This is a genomic window from Bradyrhizobium sp. Pha-3 (assembly GCF_042258615.1).
GTDB lineage: Bacteria > Pseudomonadota > Alphaproteobacteria > Rhizobiales > Xanthobacteraceae > Bradyrhizobium.
On sequence record NZ_CP170152.1, the window covers coordinates 6,738,206 to 6,752,371 of the forward strand.

The 14,166-nt window shown below is 63.9% G+C and carries 13 protein-coding genes; 6 read left to right on the forward strand and 7 right to left on the reverse strand.

The genetic code is table 11. The features are described from left to right. The 6 genes from ACE10Z_RS31740 to ACE10Z_RS31765 all read right to left on the reverse strand — a co-directional run bounded on the left by ACE10Z_RS31740 (position 1) and on the right by ACE10Z_RS31765 (position 5,941). On the reverse strand, positions 1 to 900 hold the full coding sequence (locus ACE10Z_RS31740; protein ID WP_375784289.1) for an SMP-30/gluconolactonase/LRE family protein: 900 nt from the start codon (positions 898 to 900) through the stop codon (positions 1 to 3). Positions 901 to 1,092: 192 nt separating this feature from the next. After that, complete coding sequence (locus ACE10Z_RS31745; RefSeq protein ID WP_375784290.1) at positions 1,093 to 1,518, reverse strand: globin family protein; 426 nt, start codon at positions 1,516 to 1,518, stop codon at positions 1,093 to 1,095. Between the two features lie 79 nt (positions 1,519 to 1,597). Then, a complete protein-coding gene (locus ACE10Z_RS31750; protein WP_375784291.1) occupies positions 1,598 to 2,392 on the reverse strand; it encodes an ABC transporter ATP-binding protein in 795 nt (264 codons plus the stop codon). Positions 2,393 to 2,402: 10 nt separating this feature from the next. Further along, a complete protein-coding gene (gene ntrB / locus ACE10Z_RS31755; protein ID WP_375784292.1) occupies positions 2,403 to 3,305 on the reverse strand; it encodes a nitrate ABC transporter permease in 903 nt (300 codons plus the stop codon). Positions 3,306 to 3,364: 59 nt separating this feature from the next. Then, positions 3,365 to 4,681: a CmpA/NrtA family ABC transporter substrate-binding protein gene (locus ACE10Z_RS31760; RefSeq protein ID WP_375784293.1), complete on the reverse strand. Its 1,317-nt coding sequence runs from the start codon at positions 4,679 to 4,681 to the stop codon at positions 3,365 to 3,367. A gap of 345 nt (positions 4,682 to 5,026) precedes the next feature. After that, complete coding sequence (locus ACE10Z_RS31765) at positions 5,027 to 5,941, reverse strand: intradiol ring-cleavage dioxygenase (RefSeq protein WP_375784294.1); 915 nt, start codon at positions 5,939 to 5,941, stop codon at positions 5,027 to 5,029. 143 nt (positions 5,942 to 6,084) lie between these two features. Between ACE10Z_RS31765 and ACE10Z_RS31770 the strand changes: the two genes are divergently transcribed. From ACE10Z_RS31770 to ACE10Z_RS31780, 3 genes are all read left to right on the forward strand, one after another. Next, entirely contained in the window at positions 6,085 to 7,359 is a 1,275-nt protein-coding gene (locus ACE10Z_RS31770) for a serine hydrolase domain-containing protein (RefSeq protein ID WP_375784295.1), read from the forward strand. Between the two features lie 183 nt (positions 7,360 to 7,542). Beyond that, positions 7,543 to 9,051, forward strand: coding sequence for a sensor histidine kinase (locus ACE10Z_RS31775; protein ID WP_375784296.1), 1,509 nt, complete (start codon positions 7,543 to 7,545; stop codon positions 9,049 to 9,051). A 101-nt stretch (positions 9,052 to 9,152) separates the two neighbouring features. Then, positions 9,153 to 10,472 (forward strand): dicarboxylate/amino acid:cation symporter, encoded by a 1,320-nt coding sequence (locus tag ACE10Z_RS31780; protein ID WP_375784297.1) that lies wholly within the window; start codon positions 9,153 to 9,155, stop codon positions 10,470 to 10,472. Positions 10,473 to 10,523: 51 nt separating this feature from the next. On the opposite strand, the gene ACE10Z_RS31785 is transcribed toward ACE10Z_RS31780, so the two are convergent. Further along, positions 10,524 to 10,835 (reverse strand): hypothetical protein, encoded by a 312-nt coding sequence (locus ACE10Z_RS31785; protein WP_298377702.1) that lies wholly within the window; start codon positions 10,833 to 10,835, stop codon positions 10,524 to 10,526. Positions 10,836 to 11,402: 567 nt separating this feature from the next. Between ACE10Z_RS31785 and ACE10Z_RS31790 the strand changes: the two genes are divergently transcribed. The 3 genes from ACE10Z_RS31790 (at position 11,403) to ACE10Z_RS31800 (ending at position 14,113) form a co-directional block, all read left to right on the forward strand. Then, positions 11,403 to 11,798, forward strand: a complete 396-nt coding sequence (locus ACE10Z_RS31790) for a helix-turn-helix domain-containing protein (protein WP_094194089.1) — start codon at positions 11,403 to 11,405, stop codon at positions 11,796 to 11,798. Positions 11,799 to 12,231: 433 nt separating this feature from the next. After that, positions 12,232 to 13,563 (forward strand): murein L,D-transpeptidase, encoded by a 1,332-nt coding sequence (locus ACE10Z_RS31795; RefSeq protein WP_375784298.1) that lies wholly within the window; start codon positions 12,232 to 12,234, stop codon positions 13,561 to 13,563. Between the two features lie 223 nt (positions 13,564 to 13,786). Beyond that, positions 13,787 to 14,113: a hypothetical protein gene (locus ACE10Z_RS31800; protein ID WP_375784299.1), complete on the forward strand. Its 327-nt coding sequence runs from the start codon at positions 13,787 to 13,789 to the stop codon at positions 14,111 to 14,113. Positions 14,114 to 14,166 lie beyond the last annotated feature (53 nt).

Sequence of the window (14,166 nt, forward strand, 5' to 3'; positions counted from 1 at the left end):
TCAACCAAGCTCGCTGATGTCGGCGACCAGCACCGAGCCCGTCACCGATTCCGTGATGTAGAGCCGGTCGCGGTTGGCGCCGCCGATCGCGACATTGGTGCAGCTTTGTCCGGCGCAGGACTTGATCCGCGCGATGCACTCGCCGTTCGGAGCGAACACAAAGACATGGCCAAGCGAGGCGTGCGCGACGAACAGCCGCCCCGCTCGGTCCATCGTCATACCGTCGGGTCCGCTGGGGCCGAACAGCGAGCAGAAGCGCCCGACCTTGGACACGCTGCCGTCCTTCATGAACGGCGCGCGCCACACCGCATTGTCGCGCGTCATGGCTACGAACAGCACCGCCTCGTGCGGATCCAGCACCAGCCCGTTCGGGCTGATGCCGGTGTCGATCAGGCAGTCGAGCTGCCCGCTGGTTTTCAAACGATAGACCCGGCCGGTCGGATCGTGCAGCCCGGTCTGGCCCTGGTCGGTGAAGTAGATATCGCCGTTCGAGGCGATGTGCAGGTCGTTGCAGCCGCGGAACGATTCCGAATTGCGCGAACGCAGCAGCGGTGTGACCTCGCCCGATTTGGCATCGAGCTCCATCAGCCCGTGCCGGTAGTCGGCAATCAGGATGCGGCCCTTGGCGTCAATCTTCAGCCCGTTCGGCCAGCCGTCATATTCGGCGACCTGCGTCCATGACTTGTCCGGCGCGATCCTGAAGATGCGACCGAACGGAATGTCGACGATGTAGAGATTGCCAGCGGCATCGAACGACGGTCCCTCGATGAAGCAATCGGTCACCGCGCCCGGCCGGTTGGCGTCGGCCCACTCGCTCGCCACCTTGCGGCGGAATTCGGCCGGCACCGCGGAGAAGATTTCGGTCGGGATCAGTTTCGGCGGCGTTTCCAGGAACATCATTTTCTTGATTCACCCGTTGGCGGAACGGAGAACCATAGAGGAGATCGCTGGTATCGTCGAATACCGCACTCACCTGGTCATTGCGAGCGAAGCGAAGCAATCCATACCTCCGCTTGTGGTGAGATGGATTGCTTCGTCGCTTCGCTCCTCGCAATGACGCTGGACCGCCGTTCTGGCGCTTATGGCATTTGCCTACTCCGCCGCCTGCGCGCCGCCATAGGCTTCCGAAATCATGTAGCCGGACAGCGTGCCGTAGGCCGTGGTCCATGCAGCGGCGACGTCAGGCGTCCAGGCTTCGCCGAGGCCCTTCTCCAAGGTCCACAGCAAAGCGCCGCCGACCACCGGATAATGCTCGGGCCTTGCGCCATAGCCGACATGGCGCTTGGCGAGCGCACTCGCGGCCGGAAGCACCGACGGCAGATTGCTCAATCCGTTGACGACGACGGCAAGCGTTGCCATGAGCTTCTTGCGTTGCTCGGTCATGTCCGGGGGAAACATCGCCTTTACGGCAGGCGCGACCTCGAACAGGCGGTCATAGAACATGATCGCCGCCTGCTCCGAGATCGGCGCGACCTTGGCGAACGTCTCTTGGACGAGCTTGACCTGGTCTTCCGTCATGTGTGCCTCCGTGCACGCTGCTTCCTCGCCGCGCCATTGCGGCGAGGCAGAAAAAGCTCTTACGTGAGCAAGGCGCTGCTCATGCCGCCTCGACGAAGCTGTGGCGCTCATAGAGGAATTCGAGCACGCGCTGCCGGCACTTCAGGTAGCCGGGGTTGGTCGCAAGCTCGAGCCGCTTGCGCGGGCGCGCCAGCGGCACCTCGAGCACCTCGCCGATCCGGGCGCTCGGGCCGTTGGTCATCATGACGATGCGGTCCGACAGCAGCACCGCCTCGTCGACGTCGTGGGTGATCATCAAGATGGTGTTGCCGAGCTTCTGGTGCAGCGCCATCACCGAATCCTGCAGATGCGCCCGGGTCAGCGCGTCGAGCGCGCCGAACGGCTCGTCGAGCAGCAGCACCTTCGGCTCCATCGCGAGCGCACGCGCGATGCCGACGCGCTGCTTCATGCCGCCCGAGATCTCGCTCGGCCGCTTGTCCCTGGCATGCGCCATCTGCACGAGGCTGAGATTGTGCATCACCCAGGCGTCGCGCTCGAGCCGGCTCTTGGTCCTGGCAAACACCTTGTCGACGCCGAGCTTGACGTTCTCGTAGACGGTCAGCCACGGCAGCAGACTGTGGTTCTGGAACACGACGGCGCGATCCGGCCCCGGCGCATTGACTTCGCGGTTCTCCAGCAGCACGCCACCATTGGTGGCGCCGGTAAGGCCGGCCACGATATTGAGCAGGGTCGACTTGCCGCAGCCGGAATGGCCGATGATCGAGACGTATTCGCCCTTCTCGATCGTCAGGTTGATGTCCTTCAGAACCTCCGTGGTGGCGCTGCCGCGAGTGAAGGTCTTGTCGACGTGATCGAGCTTCAGATAGGCCTGCATGACTTGTCCCTCAGTTCGCAGCCGTGCCGCGGGTCACGACTTTGCCGAGGCCCGCAATGAGCCGGTCGAGCACGAAGCCGATGATGCCGACATAGAACAGCGCCAGGATGATTTCGCTGATGTGCGAGGAATTCCACGCATCCCAGATGAAGAAGCCGATCCCGACGCCGCCGATCAGCATTTCCGCGGCGACGATCGCGAGCCAGGACAGGCCGATGCCGATGCGCAGGCCGGTGAATATGTAGGGCGCGGCCGCCGGGATCATGATCTTGGTGAAGAACTCCAGCGGGTTGAGCTGCACGACGGCAGCGACGTTGCGGTAGTCCTGCGGAATGTTGCGGATGCCGACCGCGGTGTTGATGATGATCGGCCAGACCGAGGTGATGAAGATGACGAAGATCGCCGAGGGCTGGCCGTCGCGAAATGCGGCGAGCGACAGCGGCAGCCAGGCCAGCGGCGGGATGGTGCGCAGCACCTGGAACAGCGGATCGAGACCGCGCATCGCCCAGACCGACTGGCCGACCAGCGTGCCGAGCGCGATGCCCGCGATCGCCGCCAGCGAGTAGCCGTAGGCGACGCGCTGAAGGCTGGCGGAGAGATGCCAGAACAGGCCCTTGTCGATGCCGCCATTGTCGAAGAACGGATCGAGGATCAGCTCCCTGGTGTCCTTGAACACTTTTGAGGGCGGCGGCAGGCTGGAGCCGGCACGCCGGCAGATCAGCTCCCACACCACCAGCAGCAACGCGATCACGATCAGCGGCGGCACCACGCGCGCCGCGGTCTCCTTCGCCATCTTTGCATAGGTCTCGGCGCGCGGCGCGCGCTTCGGCGTCATGGTCACGACCGGCGCCGCAGCAGTGGCCGGCGGGATCGCCACCGCCGACACTTCGGTCTTCATGGCAGGCATCGACATTGACAGACAATCTCCGTGGTCGAAGGGAGAGCCGCGCGATGCGCGCGGCTCAACTCAAATCAGACGCCGACACGCTTGATGGACAACGACTTCAGGTAAGCGGCGGGATCGGCGGGATCGAACACCTTGCCGTCGAAGAAGGTCTCCTTGCCGCGCGAGGTCGAGGCTGGAATCTCCGATGCCGGTACGCCGAGCTCCTTGGCGGCCTCCTTCCAGAGATCCTCGCGGTTGACCTTGGCGATCAGCGCCTTGGTGTCGAAACCCGCCTCGTACTTGCCCCAGCGGATGTCCTCGGTCAGGAACCAGAGGTCGTGGCTCTGATACGGGTAGGACGCATTATCCTTCCAGAACCGCATCTGCTGCGGCGAGTTCTCGACCAGGCGGCCGGTGCCGTAGTCGAACTTGCCCTTCATGCGGTCGGTAATGTCCTCGACCGGGCAGTTGATCCACTGCCGCTTGGCGCAGATCGCCGCGGTCTCCTCGCGGTTCTCCGCCTTTTCGCACCATTGCTGGGCTTCCATCACGGCCATCAGCAGCGCCTTCGCGGCCTTCGGATTCTTGTCGACCCAGGCGGCGCGCAGGCCGAACGATTTCTCCGGATGCTTGTCCCAGAGCTCGCCTGTCGTGATCGCGGTGTAGCCGATCTCCTGATGGATCAGCTGCAGATTCCATGGCTCGCAGACGCAGAAGCAATCCATGGTGCCGACCTTCATGTTGGCCACCATCTGCGCGGGCGGAACCACGATGGTCTCGATGTCCTTGTCGGGATCGATGCCGCCGGCGGCGAGCCAGTAGCGGATCCACAGATCATGCGTGCCGCCCGGGAAAGTCATCGCGGCCTTCACCGCCTTGCCGGAGGCCTTCTTCTTCTCCAGCGCAGGCTTGAACGTGGTGGTGTCGACGCCGACCTTGAGGTCGGCATATTCCTTGGCGACCGAGATGCACTGGCCGTTCAGATTGAGCCGCGCCATGATGTACATCGGCGTCGGCTGATTGTTCTGCGTTACCTTGCCGGCCGAGATCAGGTACGGCATCGGGGTCAGGATATGCGCGCCGTCGATGCCGTTGCCCTCGGAGCCGAGCACGAGATTGTCGCGCGTGGTGCCCCAGGAGGCCTGCTTCTGCACCTCGACATCGGGCATGCCGTATTTGGCGAAGATGCCTTTCTCCTTGGCGACGAACAGCGGGGAGGCGTCGGTGAGCGCGATGAAGCCGAGCTTGGCGCCCCTCACTTCCGGACCCGCGCCTTGCGCGAATGCGCCGGCGGGAAAATTGAGCCTCGCTGCGGCGAGCAGCGCGGCGGCGCCGCTGCTGGCCTTCAGGAGCCGGCGACGGCTGATCGCGCGGCCTGTGGGCTTGTTGGTGGGCTCGGTCATCGATCGTCCTTTGCGTCGTTGCGTTACGGTGTTGCGTCTTTGCGTCGAGCACCGTCCGTCGGGTGGCGACGCGCGCAGGGCGCAAAAGGGCATGCACCGGGGAGGCCCCGGTTTGGCGGCGTCAGAAATCCGATGGGGTGGTCTCGAGGGACGGCTTCAATGGCGTCGGCACAAAGCTATTCAAGCCTTGTGCCAAGCTACCGCAGTGCAAAAATCAATTTTATTGCAATGTTTTGCGCAACTTGTCGCAGCGCGCGCAGTGTTTCCGCGCGCTGCCAAAAATTGCGAATCGCTCAATTCTTGTGCGCCGCACATGAATCGAGCAGACGGCTATCGACGATAGGATCAGGCGTCTTCGGCGACCTTGCTGCCGAGCGGCGCGGGCGCCATTCCGCCGCCGGGCTTCACATGGAATTCGTAGGTCATCAGGCTCCACGGGCCATCCGAGCGCTGGCCGTCGGGCATCACAGGATCGGTGCGCCGCTCGACCCTGGCGATCAGTTCGTCCTTCACGCCGAACACGACATCGGAGTCGATGTACTTGTCGCCTTCGACGAACACATGCGTGATCAGCGGCTCATGGCCCTTGGCGTTGACCAGGAAGTGCACATGCGCCGGCCGCATCGGATGCCGGTTGGTCTGCGTGATCATCTGCCCGACCGGACCGTCGGTCGGGATCGGATAGCTGCACGGCACGATGGTGCGGAAGAAGAAGCGGCCGTCGGCATCGGTGATGAAGCGCGCCCGCGAGGACGGGCCTTCGGTGGCATAGCTCGGCTTCTGCGAGTCGTAGAATCCGTCGTCGTCCGCGTGCCAGACATCGACCGGCACATTGGCCAGCGGCTTGCCGTCGAGGTCGGTGACGCGGCTTTGCACGAACATGCGCTCGCCGGGCAGACTTGCCGAGATGTCGGTGCCGTGCGGCGTCACCTTGTGCTCGCCGACATAGAACGGGCCGAGCACGGTGGTCTCGGTCGCGCCGTCGCGATCACGGTGGTTGACTGCATCGACCAGCATCGACACGCCGAGCACATCGGACAGCAGGATGAATTCCTGGCGGACGTCGGTGCACTTCTGCCCGGTGCGGGTCAGGAAGCCGATCGCGTGGTCCCACTCCTCGAAGGTGAGATCGGTCTTGCGCACATAATCGTGCAGCGACTTCACCAGTTCCTGCAGCAGGAACTTGGCCCGCGGATCGGGCGTCTGGTCGAAGCTGCGGATGACGGCTGTGGTGAGCTCGGTTTCGTTGAACTGGGTCATCTCGGCGTTTCCCGTATCCCTTGAGGGCGCGATTGCAGGTCCGACCGTACACTACCGGCCCGGTGCCGGTAAGCGGCGGCCGATTGCTGCAGCGGACACTTTTCGGCTATCAAGGCTGCCTCGCCAGCCGGAGAAAATGCCCGATGTTAGCTCCCACGCCTGCCTCGCCCGAATCCGCGGGAATGTCGACCACCGCCCTCAACCGCCTCGAAGCGCATCTGAAGAGCCGCTACATCGATTCCGGCCGCTTTCCCGGCACCCAGGTCCTGATCTATCGCCGCGGCAAGATCGTGCATTCCGCCGTCCAGGGCTTTGCCGATCTCGAGCGCAAGGTGCCGGTGAAGGACGACACCATCTTCCGCATCTATTCGATGACCAAGCCGATCACCTCGGTCGCCTTCATGATGCTGGTCGAGGAAGGCAAGGTCGCGCTCGACGAGCCGGTCGCCAAATACATTCCGGAATGGAAGAACCTCGGCGTGTTCGTCGCCGGCACCGCGCCCGCCTTCCTGACCCGGCCGCCGAGCCGGCCGATGCAGATCGTCGACCTGCTGCGCCACACCTCGGGTCTCACCTACGGCTTCCAGCAGCGCTCCAATGTCGACGCGGCCTATCGCGAAAAGAAGATCGGCGAGGTCATCAAGGCCGGCACGCTCGACGGCATGATCGAGGATCTGGCGAAGATCCCGCTGGAGTTCTCGCCGGGTGAAGCCTGGAATTACTCGGTCTCCACCGACGTGCTCGGCTATCTCGTCGGCAAGATTTCAGGGATGCCGTTCGAGCAGTTCCTGAAGGAGCGGATCTTCAAGCCGCTCGGCATGAGCGACACCGATTTCTTCGTGCCGGCCGACAAGGCGCACCGCTTTGCCGCCTGCTATTCCGCCGACCCGCAGGGCGGCTTCAACCCGCTCGCCGCCGAGCGCAAGGGCACGCTGACGCTGCAGGACGATCCGGCCACCAGCTCGTTCCTGTCGCCGCCCTCGCTGGTCTCGGGCGGCGGCGGGCTGTGCTCGACCGCGGCCGACTATCTGACCTTCTGCCGCGCGTTGCTCAACGGGGGAGAGCTCGGCGGCGTCCGCCTGCTCGGCCCGAAGACGCTGAAGCTGATGGCCAGCAACCATCTGCCCGGCGGCGCCGACCTGCCGGCGATGTCGCGCTCGATGTTCGCCGAGGCCGCCTATTGCGGCATCGGCTTCGGCCTCGGCTTCGCCGTCACCATGCACCCGGCGCAGACCCTGATCGCGGGCAGCCCGGGCGAATTCAACTGGGGCGGCGCCGCGACGACGTCGTTCTTCATCGATCCGGCCGAGGAGCTGATCACCATCTTCATGACCCAGGTGCTGCCGTCGAGCGCCTATCCGCTGCGGCGCGAACTGCGCACCATGGTCTACGCCGCGATCACCGAGAGCAATCTCTGACTAAAAGTTCTTCCGCGGCGCACAAACCTCGTTTGAGCATGATCCTTCCGGAAAACCGCTTCACACTTTTCCGGATCATGCTCGTGGCGCCGCGGAATTTTTTTCGATTGCCAGCTATTCCTTTGGCGGACTTTCCCCGCCTCCCCTAAGCTCATAGCAAACGGGCGCCGACCCGGGGACATCGTGCCGAAACTGACATTGCCAGTGCGTCTTGCGCTTCTGGTCGCGGGGACGATGTTGCCGCTGATCGTTTTCGCGGTCGGGATCGTCTTCCACAATTACCAGCGGGATCGTCAGGCGGCCACGCAGCGTGTGCTGGAGACGGCGCGCAGCATCCGCCTGCTGCTCGATGCGGAAATGCAGCGCATGACCGGCGGGCTGCAGGTGCTGGCGCTGACCAACTCGCTGCGCGACAGCGATTTCGGCAATTTCCGCCGCGTCGCGGCCGGCTTTCTCGACCAGTACGGCAAGGACGGCGTGGTGCTGGTGGCGGACCGCAGGGGACGCCAGGTGTTCTCATCACTGACGCCGGACACCGCGAGCCTGCCGCCGCGCAACAATCTCGAGATCGTCGAGAAGGTGTTTACGACGCGGCAGCCGCAATACTCCAACTTGTTCTTCGGCGAGGTGAAGCAGCAACTGATCATCACCGTCGAGGTGCCGGTGATCCGCGACGGCGAAGTGCTGTACGACATCTCCTTCAGCCCGCCGATCGAGGTGTTCCAGGCCATGATCGAGAGGCAGCGCCTGAACCAGGACTGGACCATCTCGATCTTCGACGGCGACGGCGTCAACCTCGCCCGCGTGCCGAACCCGCAGACGACCATCGGGCAGCGCGCCGCGCCCTCGTTGTTTGCCGAGATGTTCCGCCGCAGCGAGGCGACGCTGCCGACGGTCTCGCTCGAAGGCGCAGCGCTGATCACGGGCTTCACCCGGTCGCGCGTCACCGGCTGGACCGTCGCCGCCGGGATCGCCGAGAACTCGCTGGTGGCGCCGCTGTGGCGCTCGCTCGCGATTACCAGCGTGATCGGCGGCGTCCTGCTCCTGGTCGGCCTCGGCTTTGCGGTACGGATGGCGACCACGATCGCGCGCGGCGAGATGCTGCACGACTTGCTGATCGAGGAGCTCAACCATCGCGTCAAGAACACGCTGGCGATCCTGCAATCGATCGCCACGCAGACCTTCCGCAGCGCAAGCCGCGCTGAGCGCGAGAAATTCGAGGGACGGCTCGGTGCGCTCGCCGAGGCGCACAACCTGCTCTCTACCGACAAATGGCAGGGCTCCGACCTGCAGGACGTGGTCAGCCGCGTGCTCCGGCCCTATCTGCTGAACGCCTCCGAACGGGTCAGGATGTTCGGACCGCGCGTGCCGCTGTCGCCCCGGCTCGCTTTGGTGCTGTCGATGCTCCTGCATGAGATGGCAACCAACGCCGCCAAATATGGCGCGCTGTCCAACGACACCGGCACGGTGACGCTGGACTGGGAAATCCTCGGGGAGAGCCCCGCAGCGGAGCTGCGGATGATCTGGACGGAGGCCGGCGGCCCGCCGGTCACGGCGCCGGTGCAGCGCGGTTTCGGCTCCCGGCTGATCGAGCGCAGCGCTCGCGACCAGCTCGGCGGCGAGGCCACGGTGGATTTCCTGCCCCACGGCGTCGTCTACACGGTGACCAGCACCCTCGAAACCGGCGAATGACCGGCCAAATGGCGCCCGATCCTGCGACATCTTGGCACGCAAGTTGCTAAGATAGGGCGGGATCGGCCGGCAAGAACACCGGCCAAAAACAGGGGGAGTTCATGTCGACCATCGCAGCGGAAGCCACAGTCGCACGCAAGCCGCTCTACACGTCGCTGTTCGTGCAGGTGCTCGTCGCGCTGCTGCTCGGCATCATCATCGGCATGGCGGCGCCCGATTTCGCGATCGGGCTGAAGATCTTCAGCGATGCCTTCCTGAAACTGATCTCGATGATCGTGGCGCCGATCGTGTTCTGCGTCGTGGTGCACGGCATCGCGGGCGCCGGCGACCTCAAGAAGGTCGGACGCGTCGGCGTCAAGGCGCTGGTGTATTTCGAGGCGATGACGACGGTCGCGCTCGTGGTCGGCTTGATCCTGGCCTATCTGTTCGGGCCCGGTCACGGCATGAACATCGACACATCGACGCTCGACGCCAAGGCGCTCGGCAACTATGCCAGCAACGCGCAGAAGCTGAAAGGCGAAGGCATCGGCAGCTTCCTGCTCAACATCATCCCGACCACCTCGTTCGACGCGCTGTCGCGCAACGACGTGCTGCAGGTCCTGTTCTTCGCCATCATCTTCGGCGTCAGCCTGGCGCTGGTCGGCGGCGAGAAGGGCGAGAAAATCTCCTCGTTCATCGACGCGGTCTCGACCGTGCTGTTCCGCGCCATGGGCCTGATCGTGCGCTTCGCGCCGATCGGCGTGCTCGGCGCCGTCGCCTACACCGTCGGCAAATACGGCGTCGGCTCGCTGAAGCAGCTGCTGTCGCTGGTGGCGCTGTTCTACGTCTCGGTCGCGATCTTCGTGCTCGGCGTGCTCGGCGGGGTGATGGCGCTGGCCGGCATCAACATCATCAAGTTCCTCGGCTACCTGCGCGAGGAGCTGATGATCGTGGTCGCCACCGCATCCTCCGACGCGGTGCTGCCGCAGGTGATGCGCAAGCTGGAGCATTTCGGCGTCAAGGATTCGGTGGTCGGCCTCGTGATTCCGACCGGCTATTCGTTCAACCTCGATGCGTTCTCGATCTACCTGACGCTGGCGGTCGTCTTCATCGCGCAGGCAACCAACACGCCGCTGTCGTTCGGCGACCTGCTGCTCGTGCTCGGCGTGTCGCTGATCACGTCGAAGGGCGCGCACGGCGTGCCGGGCTCGGCGATCGTCATCCTGGCGGCGACGCTCAACGCGGTGCCGAGCATCCCGGCGATCGGCCTCGTGCTGGTGCTCTCGGTTGACTGGTTCATCGGCATGGCGCGCGCCGTCGGCAATCTGATCGGCAACTGCGTCGCCACCGTCGTGGTCGCAGCATGGGAAGGCGACCTGGACCGGGACAAGGCCCGTCGCGTGCTCGAAGGCACCGAGGCGGTCGACGTGACCGCGGGCTGAGCCACGCGGCACAGGGCCGGCAGCGTCCCGCGCATGGCGCGGGGCGCCGGCTTACTTGATCAGCCGCAAATACGGCGGCAACTGCCTGGTCGCCGGTTCCTGCACCGGCTCGTCCGACGCGATCAGGTCACACAGCGCCTTCAACTCGGAATCCGTCACCTTGTGCAGTTCCATCCGAAGCTCGAGGATGGCAAGGGACAACAGCCGCGCCGTCTCCGTGTTCGCCCGGTCAGTCAGAAATGCCTGACATTCTTCCAGGGTTGCCAGCAGCGCCAGCAACCGCTCTTCCGTATTTGCGACCGGCATATCTTCCACTCCCGAAGCCGCGAGGTAGAGTCGAGGTGTTCCCCTCTTCCGCTTCATTTGGCCTCTCCTGCCAGAGTTCGCCGGCTTTCCGTAGGCGCACAATAGTTCCCGATGATTCAGAACTTTTAGGCAATTGTCCAGCAACATTCGGAAAGCCTGACTTGGACTTACGTCAAACTTTTCGTTTCGCGGCGATTCAGTCAAGCAACCGCAGACCGTCGCCGCGACCTCAGGATGCACTAGCTGGGGTTGCATCCATGAAAGGACGCTCGTACAATATTGGTTGCCCGTAGAACTACGGGAGCAGTGCAATGCCGCCCAGTAAGCATGCGCGCAAAATCTGTGTCGATCAAACTCGCGCTAGTTGTGGTTTGGTCAATATTTTGCCAAATGTAGAGGGCGGGGTGTCGACAGACACCTTGGTAAGGTCGACTTTAAGTAGTCAACCGAATCGGTACTTAGGTGCTTCCAATGCGCAAGTGCGTTTGGATACCATCCCGCGATCTTCTTGGATTTCGTCGTTCAGACGAACTGACGATCCACTCGAGCTTAACGCGGTACATCATGAAGTGTCCCTGACCCGACCGGGCCAGGGATTCTCGATTTGAAGGACGGGTCACAAGAATGAACAGATCAGCAGCAAAGAAGATGAAGCAGCGCAGCGCCGGCAAGCCGGACATTGAGTTGGGCAAGCGGATTCGTCTGCGCCGTGTCGAGCAGAAGATCTCGCAGGCGGAACTCGGCGACAAGCTGGGCGTCAGCTTCCAGCAGGTTCAGAAGTACGAGAAGGGCGTGAACCGCGTCGGCGCCGCCCGCCTTCAGCAGATCGCGAGCGCGCTCGACGTGCCGGTGACCTTCTTCTACGACGGCGACAACAAGGCCCGCGAAGTCGAGAGCCTGCTGTTCCTCGACAGCGCGTTCAGCCTCCGGTTGCTGCGCGCCTACAGCAAGATCAAGGATCAGACCGTGCAGCGCCAACTGGTGTCGCTGATGGAATCGATCGCCGCCAACGAAGACTGATCGGCAGCAGCACAGGTACGATCGCTACACCGCGAACGCGATCGACCAGAGCGAGCGGATCGGCCGCGACCGGCCATTGGGATCACCACGCGCCGGTCGAACCGGGAAGATATCGAAGCGCTGCCGTCGGCGATGGCAGCGCTTTTTCTTTGTCCGTTCGGCGCCGCCAGTTCCGTGCCCACTCGGCAAGCGAGCGATCTCCGCGTTGATGTGCACCACAAGGTCGTGCGGCCGCGATGCCGACGGTAGCGGCCGCCCCGGGCCGGCAAGACGGTCGCGGTAATGTCCTGACCGCAACCAAAACTTAATCAAGACGCAACGGTCTCGGGATAGATCATCACCTCCAAACGAACGCGCCGCCCCCTCCATTCATGCGGCCGGAGCCGTACCTTCCGATTTTTCGCGCAAGCGACGCAGTCCGGAGAATCGAGCTATGCAGAGAGTGACACTCGTCGTCGTAGCCACGATGCTTGCGGCTCTGCCGGCATTCGCCCAAACCACCGGCGCGCCCGGCCCGGCTGCGGCGGTCCCGCCTCATCATGCGCTGCCGGCTGCGGCACCGGCGGCCACCCAGCCAGGCCAGGCCAAGCCGGCCGCGTCAGCCTCGGTCGCGGAAACGCGATCGGCTGCCGCGCTCGCGTTGTCGCGCGAGCCCACCTACGACCAGGGCAGCGCACAACGCATTCGCGACGCGTTGAAGGGCTATTCCGATCTCGCCGCCCGCGGCGGTTGGCCCACGATCCCCGCGGATGCGAAATTTGCGTTGGGCGTCCAGGGCGCCCATGACGACCCGCTGCGCAAGCGTCTGATCATCACCGGCGACCTTGCCGCCGACAAGGCCACCGGCACCTATGATGAAGTCGTGGCCGACGCGGTGAAGCACTTCCAGACACGCCACGGGCTCGCGGCGACCGGCTCGGTCACGCCGCGGACGCTGGCTGCGCTCAACGTTCCCGTGCAGAAGCGGATCAAGCAGCTCGAGGCCTCGCTGGAGCGGCTTGACCAGATGGATTTCCAGTTCGGGCAGCGCTATGTCGTCGTCAACATTCCCGCCACCTTCGCCGAGGCCGTCGAGGACGACAAGGTCGTGCGGCGCTACCGCGTGATTGTCGGCAAGACCGAGAAACCTTCACCGACTCTGACGTCCGAGATCACCGACGTCATCCTCGATCCGACCTGGACGGTGCCGTCGTCGATCACGAAGACGGAGATCGCGGCGCATATGCGCAAGGATCCGACCTACCTGTCGCGCATGCACATGGACGTGCTCGACGCCCACGACAACCCGATCGATCCACGTTCGGTCGACTGGTCGGGCGATCACGCGCCGAATATCACGGTGCGTCAGCAGAGCGGCGCATGGAATGCGCTCGGCGCGGTCAAGATCGACATGCCGAATTCCTATTCGGTCTACATGCACGACACCAATCAGCACAGCCTGTTCAACGACGACTATCGCTTCGATTCGCATGGCTGCTCGCGGGTCGACAATGTCCGCGATCTCGCGGCATGGCTGCTGAAAGACCAGCCGCAGTGGACCCGCGCTGCCATCGATGCCGCGATCGCCACCGGACAGCGCCAGGACGTCCACATGCTGAAGAAGGTGCCGGTGGCCTGGATCTACCTCACGGCGTGGATGACGAAGGACCGGACCATCCAGTTCCGCAACGACGTCTACGACCAGGACCAGCAACTCCTCGAAGCCACCGCCGAGGAAGCTGCCTTCTTCAACAAGGCCGCCGAACATCCGCCGACCGCGCAGTAGAGCGCTTTTCCGCGAAGCGCGACCAAACGTCATCACGTCTTGTCTGTGCCTCGCCATTCTGTCGCGCGGCCAATTGTCGCCCGCGGATGGAGCGACCTCACAACTCCCGCATTTCCTGCGTTGAACCGACGTCGCCAGAACCAAGTGCACGTGCCTTGGCTTTTTTGTCGCAGCAACGAAGCGGCCACACGGACGTTTTCAGGCTTCAACCAAGGAGATCTCAATGAATATCAAGCTTGCCGTTATTGGACTGGCCGCGCTCGGAAGCGCAGCGTTGATGTCCGGTGCGGCATCGGCGATGCCGAACGGGCTTCCGCAGGCCAGCCACATCGCAGGCGAAACGTCCAATGTCGACAAGGTGCGCCAGGTCTGCGATCGCTGGGGCCGCTGCTACTGGCAACCAGGCTACGGCTACGGACCGCGCCATCACGGATGGCATCATCGTCCGCACTACTACCCTCGCCATCATCATCACGGGGGCCGTCATCACGGCGGGCATCATGATGGCGGACATCACGGCGGCGGACATCACGGCGGACACCGGCGCTAATCGTCAGCGAGGGGGCTTCGGCCCCCTCACCTTTTTCGCGCCAGAGCAGGATG